The organism is Gemmatimonadales bacterium (assembly GCA_036279355.1).
GTDB lineage: Bacteria > Gemmatimonadota > Gemmatimonadetes > Gemmatimonadales > GWC2-71-9 > DASQPE01.
Genome location: DASUJH010000050.1, coordinates 14,957 through 30,938, shown reverse-complemented (window position 1 = coordinate 30,938; position 15,982 = coordinate 14,957). Strand labels below are relative to the sequence as shown.

Genomic DNA, 15,982 nt, shown 5'->3' with positions numbered 1-15,982 from the left:
CTCGAGCTGAACGGCGATCCCTCGCTCGAGCGGGAATCCGGCGCGGGGCCGATGCTCTACGATCTCGCCATGCAACTCGCGAGCACCGGGGTCCGGAAGCTCAGGGGCCCGCTCGTGGTGCAGACGGCGGACGGTCCGGCGAGTGACGTCTATCCGGCCGCCTGGTCGCGCCATCACCGGGGCCGCACCTTCGCGCCGCTCATCGGGCCGATCACGCTCAACGAGAATCTGGTGTGGGTGACCGTGGCGCCCGGCTCCCGCGCCGGCGCGCGGGTGCGGGTGCTCGACGTGCTCCCGGCGGGCGCGAGCCGTCTTGTAAGCGTGAGCGCCACCACGCGGCGGGGGCGCCGCTCGCGCCTCGCCCTTCGCGGCCGATCGGACGGCGGTTGGGTGCTCACCGGCACGATCGGGACCGGCGCGCACCCGCGCTCCGTCGGCGCGGTGGTGAATCAGCCGAAGGTGCTGCTCGATGCAGTGTGGGCGCACGCGCTCGCGCGCGCGGGCATCACGTGGGATCGTGCCGCGTACACCGCCGCCCCCGCGCCCGAGGCGACGCCGCGGGCGCTGGCAGAGGTGTCGTCGCCCACGCTCGACTCGCTCGCGAGCGAAATCAACCGGCGCAGCCTCAACTACGGCGCCGAGCTGCTGCTGCAGTGGGCCGGCGGCCGCGAGACGGCGCCGGAGCGGCTCACGGCGCACGTGCTGGAGATCACCGGCCAGCAGAGCGGCGTGGAGCTGGTGGACGGAAGCGGGCTCTCCTACGACGATCGCGTCACGCCCAACACGTTCATCGCCTATCTCGCGAAGTTTCCCGAGACTCCCGAAGGCCGGAACTTCCCCCAGCTTCTGCCTGCCAACGGCACCGGCACGCTCCGGCGGCTTCATTCGGGGTTGCCGGGCGAAGGCGTCGTCCGGGCCAAGACGGGCACCCTGGGCCAGGTGGCGAACGTCGTGGGGTATCTCGGCCGCCCGGACGGCGTGCTGCTGGTGGCGCTCATGTACAACGGCCCGCGCCCTTGGGCCGCGCGGCAGGAGGAATGGACGCTCCTCCGGATGCTCGGCGCGCACGGCGTGGTGATTCCGAGCGACAGCGTGCCGGACGATCTGGTGCCGCATCTGGGTGGGGAGGAGAGCGATACGTCGGCGGCTCCACTCACGCCTCCGGATTCGGCGGCGCGGTAGTCGGTCCTCCAGCGCTCGATCAGAACTCGATGTGCGCCAGCATCGGCCCCGTGGGTTGGTCGACCGATCGGCTCACCGCGGGCTCCACGCTGAGTGCCGCACCCATCACCGGCCCCGGGACCTTGGGCATCGAGACCATCGCCAGCGCGGCCCCCGACCCTCCGCTGCGCAGCTCGGCCGACCGCACCATTCCGCTCCCCGTGATGAACCAGAATTGGTAGACCTCACCCGCCGGCGCGGGGGGCAGCCCATGCATGACCACGTTCCAGCGATGCGAGGCCGCATCCTGGAAGATGAGCAGCCGGCCGTGGTGCCCGTTCATCGCGATGTCCTGCTGGACCACGTGCTGCGCCTGCCGCATGACGGAGAGGGTGTCCTCCAAAGCCGCAAGCGAGGCTAGCTGGCCGCTCCGCTCGCTGTCCGCCGCCGCAAGCTGCGCCTCGCGGCGACCCAACTCGGCCGCGAGCGTGTCGCCGCGCTGCCGCTCGTGCACGCCGAAGCCGAGCGCCGCCGCGGCGATGGCGGCGGCAGCCGCGGTGGGCGCCAGGCGCCGCCACGCCGAGCGGCGCCGGAGCACGCCTTCGGCGAGCTGATGGGTGAGGCCGGGGCGCGGCGGCGCGGGTGTCACGCCCATTGGGAGCCATCCGAGCTCGCGCTCGAGCCGCGTGACCTCGCGGGTGCACTCGTCGCAGCGGCCCAGATGATCGGCAAAGAGCCGCTCCTCCCGCGCATCGAGCGCGCGGGCCACGAAGGCGGCGCGATGCTCCGCGTACCAATCGTGCGGCGTCATCTGATCCAGTCCCCGATCGGAGCGAGCGACACGCGCAGCTTGTCGAGCGCGAGCCTGAGCCGCGTTTTCACCGTGCCCAGTGGCAGATCGAGCTGCTCGGCGATCTCCGAGTGGCTGAGGCCGCCGAAATACGAGAGCCGCACCACGGCGCGCTGCTCCTCGGGAAGGGCGGCGAGTGCCGCGTGCACCGACTCGTGCACGTGCCAGCCCGGATGCCCCGCTTCGTCGGGCTCGCGGAACGGCACCGCCGTGCCGCCGGCCGCGCCGTAGGCTTCGGCTCGCGCGGCCTTCCGCCGCCAGCGACTGCGCCGCCGGAGCCGGTCGATCGCCCGGTTGCGCGCCACGCGGAGGAGCCACGGCATCAAGCCCTCGTGGCCCTCGCCCAGCGCGCCGACCCTGTCCCACACCGTCTGAAACACCTCGAGTACGACCTCCTCCGCTTCGTCCTGATCGTGCAGCATTCCCTGGGTGAGCCCGAGCAGCCAGGGCGTCGCCAGCTCGATCAACTCGACCAGGGCGCGCTCGTCCCGCGCGAGCAGGCGCTCGCGCAGCGTGCTCTGCCCCGCCACGCCGAGCGGCACGGCGGCGAGCTCCCCACGGGACGAAAGCGGTTGTTCGGGCACGCTTACTTATGCATCACGCCGTCGTGCGACGCCAGCTCGGCCGAGCCCAGCGCCACCGAGTACTTCTTGCACCAGAGCAACACGATGGTGAAGCGCGAGAGGTCGGGAAGTCATCGCTCAGCGCGAGGCGGGTCGTGCCGCCCTCGGTCGTGACGGTGTACGAGCCGCCGGCCTTGTGGCCGCCGACGCCGCTGAAGCTGCCGTGCGGTGCGATGGCGTCGTGGCCCATGGCGTCCTTCGCCATCCCATCCTTGGCCATCGCGTCCTTGGTGGCGGGCGGCTGCTGCGCGGCCAGCGGTGAGGGCGCGAGGCCCAAGGTGAGGGAAAGCGATCGCCGTCAGGCCGATTACGAGGCGAAATCCCATTTGATCCTCGCTGAGTGGCGTTCCCGGTACTCGTGATGTTGCAGCGAAGGAACGATCCCGGGCGAAAATCGGATTTGGGGGGAGCGGCTGAAAGCAAGCGCCGCGCATCAACACTGTCGTCCGCGGCGCCAACTCGATCGCGGCGCCGTTACGGTGCGATGCTGCGGTTCTAGCGGGCCTTCCGGCTGCTCGCGACGATCAGCACGAGCCCGGCCACCACGGCAATGCCGCCTAGGATCGGGGAGATCGGCACCGAGTGGGTGCGCTCGGTCGTGACCTGTACCGGTCCTACCTCGGCCACCTTCTCCCGCCGGGTGAACGAAAAGCCGCCGAGCGAGAAGATGATCACGCCGGCGAGGATGAGCAGCGCGCCGAACACCGTTCCAGGACGCATGAGGTGCGGTCTCCGCGTGGGTGAGCCGAACCGCGGCCGGCCTCAAACCGAGCGGCCCACCGGGCATCTGCCCGGTGGGCCGCGGCCGTGCACCGGCTGCGTGCACGGAAGCTACACACGCGTAATCGTTACTGCACGGCGCGGAAGGCGTTCACGCGGCCCTGGCCGTACGCATCGTCGTTGCCCGGCTTGCCCAGGTCGTCGGCGGATGCGCGGAGCCGCGCCTCGAGCCGCGCCGGGTCGAGGTGGCCGAACTTGCCGATGATGAGCGCCGCCACACCTGCCGCCGCCGGCGTCGAGACGCTGGTGCCGTCGGCGAAGAAGTACTCGCCGTCCGGCGAAGTGCCACGCCCGGTGCTCAACACGAGATCGAAGAAGGGGCAGGGCGCGATTGCGGTGCCGCCGGTCACGGCGATTCCGCAGAGCTGGTCTGAATCGAGCACGAAGTCGCCGCCCGGCGCGCCGAATGCGATGGCGGACTGCCCGAACTCGCTATACGAGGCCAGCCGGTCGAAATTGGTGGCGCCAAGCCCGAATCCGACGGGGCCAAGCGCCGAGATGGCCAGCGCGTCGGTGGACTGGGCGGGGATGGAGATCAAATTGGCGCTATGGTCGAGGTCGAGCGCGTCGTTGCCGGCGGCCGCGAGGACGGTGACCCCCCGCTGGTGCGCATAAATGACGGCTCGGCTCACGACTGCGGCGAGTTGCGCGAAATCCTTTCCCTGCCTCGGGATGACGGCGCCAAGGCTCAGGTTGATGATGTCGGCGCCGGCGCCGCCCTCCGCGATGGGCGTGGCGGCGTACAAGATGCCCTGGATGACGGCGCCGAAGCTTCCGCCGTCGCCCTGGAGCACCTTGACACCGATGATCGTCGCCTCTGGCGCGACGCCGATGGCTCCGATGCCGTTGTCCTCCGCCGCGATGACTCCCGCCACGAACGTGGCGTGCCAGAAGTTGTCGGGGTCGTCGTCCTGGTTGAATGCGAAGCCCGGCACGAACGAAGCCGAGTGGGCCGCGTCGATGTTGTCCTTGAGGTCCACGTGTTGGTCATAGATGCCGCCGTCCACCACCGCGACGCGTGCGCCGCGCCCGCGGGCACCCGCAGCCCACGCCTCGGGCGCGTGAATGGCGACGAGGTTCCACTGGAGCGGGAAAAACAGCTCATCGTCGCCGATCCCGCGCGCGCTCACACCGGCCCGGGGCGCCACCGATGGCCTGGCGGCTGTCGGCGCGGGCGCCGCATGCACACGCTCCTTGGGCGAGATCCAGTTGACTACCGTATCGCGCGCGATTGCCTCCACGCCCGCGATGCCGGCGGCGCGCTGCTCGAACGCCGCATTCGACGCCGACACGATGGCGACGCCGATCTGCGGGAGCGACGCTGTGATTGTGCCGCCGGCGGCCTTCACGTTGTCGGCGAGCTTGGCGGGCAGGTGATTGCCACGGCCGATGACGAGGTACTGGATGCCGCTCGCGGCGGCGCTGCTGCTGCCGGTGGTGGTGTGGCTTGAGCGGAACCCCGGCGCGTTGGGGCCGGCGGCTTCGGTGGGCGCGCGGTCGGACTGACAGGCCGCGAGGCCAAGCAGCCCAGTGAGCATGCCTGTGATGACGACGCGGGCAAGTCGCATGGGGTGAACCTCGATGACTGGTGAGCCGGACGAACGAGCAGTGCCACGAACCTATGGATTCCGATACAAGCCGCAAGACAAAAAATTGCAGGCCGGCGCGAATTGCCGCGCATCCGTCGCAATCAGCAACAATCGATCCGCACCGCCCGCGCACCCCCGCGCGTAGCCCCTCCCGTTGCGGCGGCGCACCGTGGAGGACAGCTTCGTGCTGATTCAACCGACCCGGAGCAACCGCATGGCCGTCGGCAATCCCGCCGGCACCGGCGACAACAGTGCCACTGGTCCCGCCCGCAACGAGACCCGCCGCGAGGAGATGCGCGACCTCGGCTTCGGCACCGTCGTCTCCGAGGAGAGCCGGGGCCGGCTGCTCAATCGCGACGGCAGCTTCAACGTCGTGCGCGAGGGGTTGCCGTTCTGGGCCTCGCTCAGCCTCTACCGCGCGCTGCTTCGAATGAGCTGGCCGCGGCTTCTGGCGCTCGCGGCCTTGGCGTATTTCGCGGTCAACGTGCTGTTCGCCGTTGCATTCTTCCTCTGCGGCCCGGGCGCCCTGCGTGCACCCGTTCCGGTGCCGGTCGATGGCGCGTTCCTGCAGGCCTTCTTCTTCAGCGTCGAGACGTTCGCCACCATCGGCTACGGCAATATCGTGCCGATCGGCGTGGTGCCGAACCTGCTCATGACGCTGGAGGCGTTTGCGGGGCTCGTGGGCGTGGCGCTCGCCACCGGCATCATCTTCGCCCGGTTCGCGCGCCCCTCGGCCAGGATCCTGTTCAGCCGGCGCGCGGTGGTTGCGCCGTATCGCGGGATCACGGCGTTCGAGTTCCGCATCGTGAATCAGCTCTCGAGCCAGATCGTGGAGCTCGAATGCAAGGTGCTGCTGACACGGGTGGAGATGAGCGAGGGACGGCTCACCCGGCGATACTACGACCTGCCGCTCGAGCGCCAGCGGGTCTCGCTCTTTCCGCTCTCCTGGACGATCGTGCACCCGATCGACCCGGCGAGCCCGCTCCATGGCGCCACGCTCGCGAGCCTGGCCCAGGCGCGAGCCGAGTTCCTCGTGCTGCTCACCGGCTTCGACGAAACGTTTTCGCAGACCGTCCACACCCGGTCGTCGTACCAGGCCGACGAGCTGGTCTGGGGCGCGCGGTTCTCGGACGTGTTCAACCGCGACGGCTCCCGCGACGTCCTCAGCATCGACGTGGGCCGGCTGCACACGATCGAGCCGGCGCCACTGCCTGCGGCCACCTGAGCCGTTCCACTTCTCATTTCGGACGACGCACCCATGCAGAAGGAAACACCCGACCATCACGACGCCGACATCGTTCTCCGGCTCTATGAGCTCCGGCGCGAGCCGGTAATGCGCGACTCGCGCAGTCGGATCAACGCCGATCTCTGGCCCGCGACGGCGACCGAGCTGATGGCGGTGACGCAGCGCGGCCATCCGCTGAACGCCGCCTTTCGCCAGACCAGCGGTTATTGGGAAATGGCGTACGGCATGGCGCGGCACGGCATCGTGCACGGCGAGTACCTGATGGAGAACAACGGCGAAGGAATCTTCCTCTTCGCCCGCGTCGAACCGTATCTCACCGAGCTGCGCGCCGCCGTGGCTCCGCCGAGCCAGTTCAGGAACGCGGAGTGGGTAACGCAGCACACCGCGCGTGGCCGCGAGCTGCTGGAGTTTTTCCGCAACCGGGTGCGCCAGCGGCTCGGCGCGAGGGCCGGCGCATGACGCCCGAGTCGCTCGCATTTCTCAAGTCGCTGCTCGACGCGCCGGGGCCGAGCGGATTCGAGACCGGACCCGCGCGGATCTGGCGCGCCGAGGCCGAGCGCTTTGCCGACCGGGTGACGGCAAACGTGGGCGGAAACTCGCTCGCCACGGTGAATCCGGACGGGCGGCCGCGGATCATGTTCGCGGGGCACATCGACGAGATCGGGCTCATGGTCGTCCACATCGACGACGAGGGCTACGCGCACTTCGAGCCGATCGGCGGGTGGGACGAGCAGGTGTTCGTGGGGCAGCGCGTGGTGCTGCTGGGGCGCGAGGGACCGGTGACGGGTGTCGTCGGCAAGAAGGCGATCCATCTCATGGAGAAGGAGGAGCGCGAGAAGGTCTCTCGCGCGCGCGACCTCTGGATCGACATCGGCGCCACCAACCGGGCGGACGCCGAGCGGCGGCTTCGCGTGGGCGACGCCGGGGTGCTCGCGGCCACGGTGCAGGAGTTCCCGAATGCGCGCATCGTGAGCCGGAGCCTCGACAACCGGATCGGCGCGTTCGTGGTGCTGGAGGCGCTCCGGCTCCTCGCGGCCGACCGGCCGAGCGCCGCGGTGACGGCGGTGGCGACCACGCAGGAGGAGATCGCGTGGACCGTGGGCACCGGGGCGCGCGCCACGGCGGTGGGGCTCGACGCAGAGGCGGCGGTGGTGGTCGACGTGACCCACGCGACCGACTATCCCGGCATCGAGAAGCAGCGGCACGGCGACATCAAGCTGGGCGGCGGCGTGGTGCTCTCGCGGGGGTCGTCGGTGAATCCGGTGGTGTTCGAGCGGCTCGTGGCGGCGGCGGAGCGGGAGCAGATTCCGTTCACGATCCAGGCGGCGCCGCGGTTCACCGGGACCGATGCGGACACGATCTACACGGCGGCGCGCGGGATTGCGACTGGGCTCGTGTCGGTGCCGAATCGGTACATGCACAGTCCAAACGAGATGGTGGCGCTCGAGGATCTCGACCGGGCGGCACACTTGCTCGCGGCGTTTGCGCGGGGTGTTGCGGGGGACGTGGACTTCGTGCCCCGGTAGCGGGGCGACGGTGTGCTGGTCGCGGGCGGCAGGCCGGGGACCCCGCCGCGCACCGCAGTTCGCTTCGTCGCCAGCGGTCATAACTCTTGCTACCGCTCACTGACGCGCGCTCCGGGAACCCCGGCCTGCCGCCCGCTCCCCGGCGCTCCGAAACGCAGGCATGGGGGCATCGGCGCCGGGCGCCAATGGAGGCTCTCGACCGCGCGGCGAACGGGCAGGGCGCCCGCAGCGAGCGTCAGTGAGCGGTAGCAAGAGTTATGATCTCACCGTTTGAAGCGTACTGCAGCGAGCGAAGGGCTCCCTGTCCGTTCGCCGCGCGGTCCCGCACCGATCTACGCGCGGTCCCGCACGCATATTCGCCGCCGTATATTGCGCGCCGAGGAGACGAGCGCCGATGCCCGTTCTGGATGCCGACAAACTGATCGCCGCACTCCGAGGTGCGTTCGCCCGCGAAGTGGGCCGCGAGGCGCTGCTCCGGCTCGCGGCCGAGCGGATCCGCGCCGCGGGCGCGCCGTACACGTCGGTCTATCTCTACATGCTCCACGGCGACGAGCTGGTGCTCGAAGCGTTCGCCGGCCGCGAAACCGACCACACCCGCATCCCCGTCGGCAAGGGTGTGTGCGGCGTCGCCGCCGCCACCGGCGAGGACCAGAACGTGCCTGACGTGCGCGCCGTCGAGAACTACATCGCGTGCAACGCGTGGACCCGCTCCGAGCTGGTCGTGCTCATCCGGCGCGGCAACACGATCCTCGGCCAGATCGACGTCGACAGCGACGAGCCCGCGCCGTTTACCGCCGACGAAGTCGCCGCCTGCCGCCGCGTGGCGGACGCGCTCGCCGTTCTGCTCTAACCCCGGGGCGAGCGCATGCGCGCCTGGACCTCGGCCGGCTTCACCATCGACCTGCCGCCCGGCCACCGGTTCCCCATCGCCAAGTACGCGCTGGTGCGCGACGGGCTCGTCGCGCAACGGATTCTCATGCCGGGCGACATCGCAGAGCCGGAGCGCGCGGAGCGCTGGACGGTGGAGCTGGTGCACGAGCGTGGATACGTGGACGACATCCTGGACGGCACGCTTGCGCCGGCGCACGCGCGGCGGCTCGGCCTGCCATGCAGCGCGCAGTTGCGCGAGCGCTCGCTCCGTACGGTTCAGGGCACGCTCGAAGCTGCGCGCGACGCGCTCGAATCCGGCGCGGGCGTCAATCTCGCCGGCGGCACGCATCACGCGTTCGCGGATCACGGCGAAGGATTCTGTGTCTTCAACGACACGGCGATCGCCGTTCGCGTCTTGCAGCGCGAGGGCCGGGTGCGGCGCGTCGCGGTCGTGGATCTCGACGTGCACCAGGGGAACGGCACCGCGCGCATCTTCGCCGGCGACGCCGACGTCTTCACCTTCTCGATGCACGGCGCGAAGAATTTTCCCTTCCGGAAAGAGACCGGCTCCCTCGACGTGGAGCTGGACGACGGCACGGACGACCCGGCATATCTCGCGCTGCTCGGCCTCCATCTCGACGCCGCGCTCGACCGCGCATCGCCCGATCTCGTGTTCTACCTGGCCGGCGCCGACCCGTTCGCCGGCGACCGCTTCGGCCGGCTCGGGCTCTCGATGGCGGGCCTCCGCGAGCGCGACGCGCGGGTGTTCGCCGCATGCCGCCGGCGCGACCTCCCGGTCGCCGTCACGCTGGCCGGCGGGTACGCACCGGATCTCCACGATGTCGTTGCCATCCACGCCAACACGGTGCGCGAGTTGAGGTGCGCCTACGGTTGAGCTCGCGCTGACCGGAGACACCGCGGTGCGCATCGTGCGCGGCGTCTCGCTCTTCGAGCGCCGCGTCGGCACGGGGACGCCGGTCGTCGTGCTCCACGGTGGGCCGGGCGCGGACATCGCCTACCTGCTGCCGGGGTTCGACGCGCTGGCGGAACCGCCCGCGCACCGGCGCACGCTCATCTACTACGATCAGCGAGGCGGCGGCCGGTCGCCGGTGCCGCGCGACGTACCGGTTGGATGGCGCGAGCAAGTGGCGGATCTGGAGGCGCTCCGCGGTATCTGGGGACTCGACCGGCTCACCATCGCGGGCTACTCCTGGGGCGGACTGCTCGCGCTCCTCTACGCGGTCGAGCACCCGGAGCGCGTCGAGCGGCTGGCGCTCGTGTCCCCGGCACCGTCGTGGCGCGCGGCGCGCGAGGATTTCGAGCGCCGCTTTGCCGAGCGGAACCTGGCGCCCGCGTTGCAGGCGGAGCGGCAGGCGCTCCGCCAGAGCGGCCTCCGCGAGCGCGATCCTGAGGCCTACCAGCGCCGACTTTTCGAGCTGTCGGTGGTGCCGTACTTCTCCGATGCGTCGAAGGTGCGCGGCCTTACCATGTTCCGGGTCGTCGGCCGCACGCAGGAGGAGGTCTGGCGCAGCCTCGGCGACTACGATCTCCGCCGCGCCCTGGGCCGGCTCCGCGTGCCGAGCGCCGTGCTGCACGGCGAAGATGATCCGATTCCGATCGCGAGCGCGCGCGAGACCGCCGCGCTGCTCGGTGCCGACTTCCACCCGCTGGAACGATGCGGGCACGTGCCGTTCGTGGAGCGCCCCGAGGCGTTCGTGGAGGTGCTGGACGCGTTCCTGCCGAGCGGGTGAAACCGCCCCTGCACCCGGTCCGTACGCACGGATGATCTATCTCGCTCGTCAATGCCGCACTGAACGTCTGCCTGTTCGAGGACCACCCATGGGCAACACTCCGCGGATCGTCGCGCTCTGGCTGGCCCTCGCACTGGTGCTCCCGCTCCCCGCCCGCGCGCAGGAAGCCTTGCCCCCGCTCCGCGCCGTGGACCGGGCCAACATGGACACCACCTGCGCGCCGTGCACTGACTTCTTCCGCTACGTCAATGGCGCCTGGCTCGACCGCACCACGATCCCGCCGCAATACACCGTGACCGGCGTCGACCGCGACATCGAGGACCGCACCGAAGCGCTGCTCGAGCGCATTCTCAACGCGGCCGCGCGCGACGCGCGCACGACGGACGACCCCGACACCCGCCGCGTCGGCCTCTTCTACGGGAGCTGCATGGACTCGGCGCGCGTGGAGCGCGAGGCCGCCCGGCCGCTCGCCGCCGAGCTCGGCCGCATCGCCGCCATCCGCTCCCGGAGCGAGCTCGTGGGCGAAATGGGACAACTCGAGCGCGAGGGCATCAGCTCGGCAATTCCGTTCTTCGTGCTGCCCGACCCCAGGAACAGCCGCATGATGATGCTCCATTTCTACCAGGGCGGCCTCGGCCTTCCCGATCGCGACTTCTACCTGCGCGCCGATACGGCGTTCACCGCCGTCCGCACCGCGTATCTGGCGCACATCGGCCGCATGCTGGCACTCCTGGGCCAGCCCGCACCCGCCGCCCGGCATGACGCCGCGCGCGTGCTTGCGCTCGAGACCGCGATCGCGCGCACCTCGATCCCGGCCGAGGAGGCGCAGCAGTTCAGCAAGCTCTACCACCCGACGGCGCCTGCGCAGCTCCACACGCTGGCACCCGCCATTGATTGGCCCCGCTTCTACTCCGCCGCGGGCGCGCCGGCCGCCGGCCCGCCGAGCGGCGTCGTGAATGTCTCCATCCCGGTCTTCCTCAAGGGCGTCGACAGCCTCGTGGCCGCAGTCCCGCTCGCCGATTGGCGCGCCTATCTGCGCTGGCACCTCGCGCGCGCCGCCGCCCCCGCGCTGAGCACCCCGTTCCAGCGCGAGTCGCTGGTGCTCCGCCGCCTCATCCGCGGCGAAACCGAGCTCAAGCCCCGCTGGCAGCGCTGTCTGCAGGCCACGGACGGCAACATCGGCGAGGCGCTGGGCCAGGCGTACGTCAAGGTGGCGTTCACGCCCGAGGCCAAGGCGCGCGCACACGACATGATCGCCAACCTGCGCGCGGCCATGCGCGACCGGATCGCCGCCCTCACCTGGATGAGCGACTCGACCCGCACGCAGGCGCTCGCCAAGCTCGACGCGGTCGTCGCCAAGATCGGCTATCCCGACAAGTGGCGCGACTATTCCCGGCTCCGCCTTGTGCGCGGGCCGTACGTCGCCAATGTGCTCCTCGCCCGACGGTTCGAGAACGACCGCGAGATGCGCCAGGTGGGCGGCCCGGTGGACCGCACGGAGTGGGGCATGACGCCGCCCACCTACAACGCGTACTACAACCCGCAATTCAACGAGGTGGTCTTTCCCGCCGGCATCCTGCAGCCGCCCCTCTTCGATCCGAATGCGGATGACGCGGTGAACTACGGCGCCACCGGCGCCACGATCGGCCACGAGCTGACACACGGCTTCGACGACGAGGGCCGCAAGTTCGACGCGCAGGGCAACCTGCGGAACTGGTGGACCGCGGCCGATTCGGCCGGGTTCGAGGCGCGCTCGCAGGTCGTGGTGGAGCAGTACAACGGCTACGTCGCCGTGGACACATTCCACGTGAACGGACGGCTCACGCTGGGCGAGAACATCGCCGACATCGGCGGGCTCATGATTGCGTACGACGCGTGGCGCAAGTCGCTCGCCGGCAAGCCCGAGCCGCCGCGCATCGACGGGTTCACCCCGGCGCAGCGCTTCTTCCTGGCCTACGCGGCGTCATGGCGCGAGAAGGTGCGGCCCGAGGCGGAGCGCACCTGGGTGGTCTCCGACCCGCACACATCGATTCGTTGGCGGGTGAACGGCGTCGTCGGCCACCTGCCGGCGTTCGCCGAGGCGTTCGGCTGCAGGGCGGCCGACGCGATGGTGCGGCCGCCGGATGGGCGGATGCGGATCTGGTGACGGGAGCGTTGTGACGGGGTGCCCGCTCGGGAGCCGATGACTCGCCGCTCTTGACATCGCCGACCTGCGGCCCACACATAATCGGCATTCCCGCTTGCCCGGTACTCGCACCGAGGTCGTCATGGCCCTCTCTTTCGCCACCGCCCCGTCTCCCTACGATACGGGCCTCGACCGGAACGCCGCCAACTTCGCGCCGCTTACTCCGCTCACGTTGCTCGATTGGGCCGCGAGCGCCTGCCCCGACCGCGTCTCCACCATTTACGGCGAGCGCCGGATCACCTGGCGCGAGACCTACACCCGCTGCCGCCGGCTTGCCTCCGCGCTCGAGCGCCACGGCATCGGCCGGGGCGACACCGTAGCGGCGATGCTGTTCAATACGCCGGAGATGTTCGAGTGCCAGTTCGGCGTGCCCATGTGCGGCGCGGTGCTCAACGCACTGAATGTGCGACTCGATCCGGGCACGCTCGCGTTCATGCTCGACCACGGCGAGGCCAAGGCACTACTCGTGGACCGGGAGTTTTCGGCCACGATGGCGGACGCGCTCACGCGCTGCCGGACCAGGCCGCTCGTGATCGACGTCGACGACCCCGAGTACAGCGGCCCCGGCGAGCGCCTCGGCGCCCTCGATTACGGCGGCCTTCTGGCCGAGGGCGATCCTGAATACCCGATCGCCGCACCGACGGATGAGTGGGACGCCATCGCCCTCAACTACACCTCCGGCACCACCGGCAACCCCAAGGGCGTCGTGTTCCACCACCGTGGCGCCTACCTCGCCGCCCTCGGCACTCTCCTCGCCTGGGGCGTGCCGCGCCAAGCCGTATTCCTCTGGATCGCGCCGATGTTTCATTGCAACGGCTGGTGCCTGCCCTGGGCGCTTCCGGCCGTGGCCGGCACCGGCGTTTGCCTGAGGAAATTCGACGCCGCCGTACTGCTCCATCTCATCCGGGAGCACCGCGCCACCCATTTCGGCGCCGCGCCCATCGTGCACCAGATGCTCGCGAGCGCGCCGGCCGAGTTGTGGGATGGTATCACCCACCGGATCAACGGTTACATCGCGGGCGCGGCGCCGCCCGCGGCGGTGCTCGAGGCGATGGAGCGGCGCGGCGTCGAGATCACCCACACCTATGGACTCACGGAGACCTATGGCCCCGCCACGGTCTGCGTGAAGCAAGAGGAATGGGCCGCGCTCGAGCCGCGCGAGCGAGCGCTCCGGAACGGGCGGCAGGGAATCCGATTCCAGGCGGAGGAGGGGGCAACGGTGCTCGACCCGGACACGATGCAGCCCGTGCCGCGCGACGGCGAGACGATGGGCGAGATCATGTTCCGCGGCAACATGACGATGAAGGGCTACCTCAAGAACCCGACCGCCACCGAGGCGGCGTTTGCCGGCGGATGGTTTCATTCGGGCGACCTCGCGGTCATGCATCCCGACGGCTACATGAAAGTGAAGGATCGGGGCAAGGACATCATCATTTCGGGCGGGGAGAACATCTCGTCGCTCGAAGTGGAAGACGCGCTGCACCGGCACCCGGCGGTGTTCGTGGCGGCGGTCGTCGCGAAGCCTGACCCCACGTGGGGCGAGGCGCCGTGCGCCTACGTCGAGCTCAAGCCCGGCGCCTCGGTCACCGAGGCCGAGTTGATCGAGCACTGCCGCAGTCAGATTGCGCATTACAAGGCGCCGCGCTCGGTGGTGTTCGGACCGCTGCCCAAGACGGCGACGGGGAAAATCCAGAAGTACGTGCTGCGCGAGCGCGCGCGGTCGGTGGAGGCAATCGAATGAGCACAAGCGAGGCGCCGTTCGTCCTCCGGCGCGACGATGGGCCGGTGCGTACGCTCACGATGAACCGTGGCGAGCGGTACAACCCGCTCTCGCTCGCCATGATCACCGCGCTCCACGCCGAGCTCGACCTCGCCGCGGACGACGACACGGTGCGCGTCGTGGTGCTCGCGGCCGCCGGCAAAGGCTTTTCCGCCGGGCACGATCTCAAGGAGATGCGCGCCCACACCGGCGACGACGAGTGGCAGCGCGGCCTCTTCGACGTGTGCAACCGGATGATGCTGGCGCTCACCCGGCTCCCGCAGCCGGTGATCGCTCGGGTGCACGGCATTGCGACGGCGGCCGGCTGCCAGCTCGTCGCGATGTGCGATCTCGCCGTCGCGAGCGAGTCGGCCGCGTTCGCGCTCCCCGGCGTCAACATCGGCGTCTTTTGCTCGACGCCGGCGGTGGGCGTCGCGCGCAACGTCGGGCGCAAGCGGGTGATGGAGCTGCTCCTCACCGGCCAGCCAATCGACGCGCGCACGGCGCTCGCCTGGGGGCTGGTGAACCGGGTGGTCCCGCCCGACGCGCTCGACGCGGAGGTGCGCGCCTTTACCGACCTCATCGTCGCGCGGAGTGCCGCCACGATTGCCCTCGGCAAGCGCACCTTCTACCGCCAGATCGACGCCACGCTCGCCGGAGCCTACGACGTGGCCGGCGACGCGATGAGCTGCAACATGACCTACGCGGACGCGGCCGAGGGGATCGATGCGTTTCTGGAGAAGCGCGCGGCGGTGTGGAGGCGCGGACAGACGGACGGGCGGACGGGCGGTCCGTCCGTTCGCCTTGCGTGACCGCCCGACCGCCGGGCCGCCCAACCGCCTTCCTTTCCGCCGCCGGCCACCGGCTCGAGTACCGGTGGATCGAGCCCGCGCGCCCGGGGCTTGCGTCGCTCGTCTTTCTGCACGAGGCGCTCGGCTCGCTCGCGCTCTGGCGCGATTTTCCCGACCGCGTGGCCGAGCGCACCGGGTGCGGCGCGCTGGCGTACTCGCGCCACGGACTCGGCCGCTCCGACCCCCTCGCCGAGCTCAGGCCTGACGACTATCTCGAGCGCGAGGCGCGCGAGGCGCTCCCTCGAGTGCTCGCGGCGCGCGGGATCGAGAACCCCATCCTCATCGGCCACAGCGACGGCGCCACGATCGCGCTCATCCACGCGGCGGAAGGGCGCTGGCCGGTGCGCGGGCTCGTGCTCGAGGCGCCACACGTGATGGTGGAAGACGTGACGATCCGCGGAGTCGAGCAGGCGCGCGCCGCGTACCGATCGGGCTCGTGGCGCGAGAAGCTCGCGCCGCATCACAGGGATGTGGATGCCACGTTCGCCGGCTGGGCCGACGTCTGGCTCCGGCCGAGCTTCCGTTCGTGGAGTATCGTCCCGCGCTTGCCGCTGGTCACGTGTCCGGTGCTCCTGATTCAGGGCGACTCGGATCGCTACGGAACGGTGGCCCAGGTCGAAACGATTCGGGACGGCGTGTGTGGGCCGGTCGAGATGCTCGTGTTGCCGGAGTGCGGGCACGCCCCTCACGTCCAGCGTGCGGGAGAGGTGCTGGATGCGGTGGTGGGGTTCGTGGGGCGGTTCGCGACCGGATCGACGGATGCGCGCAACTCGCGGTGAACGAGCGCGGCC

The 15,982-nt window shown here is 70.4% G+C and carries 16 protein-coding genes; 11 read left to right on the top strand and 5 right to left on the bottom strand.

Annotation, left to right across the window (positions count from 1 at the left end):
- Positions 1-1,182, top strand: a 1,182-nt coding sequence (locus tag VFW66_12525) for a D-alanyl-D-alanine carboxypeptidase (protein HEX5387524.1), incomplete at its 5' end; no start/stop codon positions are given.
- Positions 1,183-1,201: 19 nt separating this feature from the next.
- On the opposite strand, the gene VFW66_12520 is transcribed toward VFW66_12525, so the two are convergent.
- From VFW66_12520 to VFW66_12500, 5 genes are all read right to left on the bottom strand, one after another.
- Positions 1,202-1,972, bottom strand: a complete 771-nt coding sequence (locus VFW66_12520) for an anti-sigma factor (protein ID HEX5387523.1) — start codon at positions 1,970-1,972, stop codon at positions 1,202-1,204.
- A complete protein-coding gene (locus VFW66_12515; protein HEX5387522.1) occupies positions 1,969-2,595 on the bottom strand; it encodes an RNA polymerase sigma factor in 627 nt (208 codons plus the stop codon). The genes VFW66_12520 and VFW66_12515 overlap by 4 nt, the downstream gene beginning before the upstream one ends.
- Positions 2,596-2,608: 13 nt before the next feature.
- Positions 2,609-2,911, bottom strand: a complete 303-nt coding sequence (locus VFW66_12510; protein HEX5387521.1) for a hypothetical protein — start codon at positions 2,909-2,911, stop codon at positions 2,609-2,611.
- 218 nt (positions 2,912-3,129) lie between these two features.
- Positions 3,130-3,354, bottom strand: a complete 225-nt coding sequence (locus tag VFW66_12505; protein HEX5387520.1) for a hypothetical protein — start codon at positions 3,352-3,354, stop codon at positions 3,130-3,132.
- A 128-nt stretch (positions 3,355-3,482) separates the two neighbouring features.
- Positions 3,483-4,982 (bottom strand): S8 family serine peptidase, encoded by a 1,500-nt coding sequence (locus tag VFW66_12500; GenBank protein ID HEX5387519.1) that lies wholly within the window; start codon positions 4,980-4,982, stop codon positions 3,483-3,485.
- 205 nt (positions 4,983-5,187) lie between these two features.
- On the opposite strand from VFW66_12500, the gene VFW66_12495 reads away from it, so the two are divergent.
- From VFW66_12495 to VFW66_12450, 10 genes are all read left to right on the top strand, one after another.
- Complete coding sequence (locus tag VFW66_12495) at positions 5,188-6,228, top strand: ion channel (GenBank protein HEX5387518.1); 1,041 nt, start codon at positions 5,188-5,190, stop codon at positions 6,226-6,228.
- 33 nt (positions 6,229-6,261) lie between these two features.
- Positions 6,262-6,708: a hypothetical protein gene (locus VFW66_12490; GenBank protein ID HEX5387517.1), complete on the top strand. Its 447-nt coding sequence runs from the start codon at positions 6,262-6,264 to the stop codon at positions 6,706-6,708.
- Positions 6,705-7,775, top strand: a complete 1,071-nt coding sequence (locus VFW66_12485; GenBank protein HEX5387516.1) for a M42 family metallopeptidase — start codon at positions 6,705-6,707, stop codon at positions 7,773-7,775. Before VFW66_12490 ends, VFW66_12485 begins: the two co-directional genes overlap by 4 nt.
- A gap of 394 nt (positions 7,776-8,169) precedes the next feature.
- Positions 8,170-8,625: a GAF domain-containing protein gene (locus VFW66_12480; GenBank protein HEX5387515.1), complete on the top strand. Its 456-nt coding sequence runs from the start codon at positions 8,170-8,172 to the stop codon at positions 8,623-8,625.
- 15 nt (positions 8,626-8,640) lie between these two features.
- Positions 8,641-9,540 carry a histone deacetylase gene (locus VFW66_12475; GenBank protein ID HEX5387514.1) on the top strand — a complete coding sequence of 300 codons (900 nt, stop codon included), beginning with the start codon at positions 8,641-8,643 and terminating at the stop codon, positions 9,538-9,540.
- Between the two features lie 25 nt (positions 9,541-9,565).
- Positions 9,566-10,396: an alpha/beta fold hydrolase gene (locus tag VFW66_12470; protein ID HEX5387513.1), complete on the top strand. Its 831-nt coding sequence runs from the start codon at positions 9,566-9,568 to the stop codon at positions 10,394-10,396.
- Positions 10,397-10,484: 88 nt separating this feature from the next.
- On the top strand, positions 10,485-12,542 hold the full coding sequence (locus VFW66_12465; protein ID HEX5387512.1) for a M13 family metallopeptidase: 2,058 nt from the start codon (positions 10,485-10,487) through the stop codon (positions 12,540-12,542).
- Between the two features lie 121 nt (positions 12,543-12,663).
- A complete protein-coding gene (locus tag VFW66_12460; GenBank protein HEX5387511.1) occupies positions 12,664-14,322 on the top strand; it encodes an acyl-CoA synthetase in 1,659 nt (552 codons plus the stop codon).
- Complete coding sequence (locus tag VFW66_12455; GenBank protein ID HEX5387510.1) at positions 14,319-15,152, top strand: enoyl-CoA hydratase; 834 nt, start codon at positions 14,319-14,321, stop codon at positions 15,150-15,152. Before VFW66_12460 ends, VFW66_12455 begins: the two co-directional genes overlap by 4 nt.
- Positions 15,149-15,970: an alpha/beta hydrolase gene (locus VFW66_12450; protein ID HEX5387509.1), complete on the top strand. Its 822-nt coding sequence runs from the start codon at positions 15,149-15,151 to the stop codon at positions 15,968-15,970. Before VFW66_12455 ends, VFW66_12450 begins: the two co-directional genes overlap by 4 nt.
- Positions 15,971-15,982: the final 12 nt, after the last annotated feature.

Excerpts from the sequence above, each read along its gene's own strand:
- VFW66_12480 (HEX5387515.1), top strand. The coding sequence starts at position 8,170 with ATGCCCGTTCTGGATGCCGACAAACTGATCGCCGCACTCCGAGGTGCG.
- VFW66_12500 (HEX5387519.1), bottom strand. The coding sequence starts at position 4,982 with ATGCGACTTGCCCGCGTCGTCATCACAGGCATGCTCACTGGGCTGCTT.
- VFW66_12490 (HEX5387517.1), top strand. The coding sequence starts at position 6,262 with ATGCAGAAGGAAACACCCGACCATCACGACGCCGACATCGTTCTCCGG.
- VFW66_12455 (HEX5387510.1), top strand. The coding sequence starts at position 14,319 with ATGAGCACAAGCGAGGCGCCGTTCGTCCTCCGGCGCGACGATGGGCCG.
- VFW66_12460 (HEX5387511.1), top strand. The coding sequence starts at position 12,664 with ATGGCCCTCTCTTTCGCCACCGCCCCGTCTCCCTACGATACGGGCCTC.
- VFW66_12465 (HEX5387512.1), top strand. The coding sequence starts at position 10,485 with ATGGGCAACACTCCGCGGATCGTCGCGCTCTGGCTGGCCCTCGCACTG.
- VFW66_12520 (HEX5387523.1), bottom strand. The coding sequence starts at position 1,972 with ATGACGCCGCACGATTGGTACGCGGAGCATCGCGCCGCCTTCGTGGCC.
- VFW66_12505 (HEX5387520.1), bottom strand. The coding sequence starts at position 3,354 with ATGCGTCCTGGAACGGTGTTCGGCGCGCTGCTCATCCTCGCCGGCGTG.
- VFW66_12475 (HEX5387514.1), top strand. The coding sequence starts at position 8,641 with ATGCGCGCCTGGACCTCGGCCGGCTTCACCATCGACCTGCCGCCCGGC.
- VFW66_12485 (HEX5387516.1), top strand. The coding sequence starts at position 6,705 with ATGACGCCCGAGTCGCTCGCATTTCTCAAGTCGCTGCTCGACGCGCCG.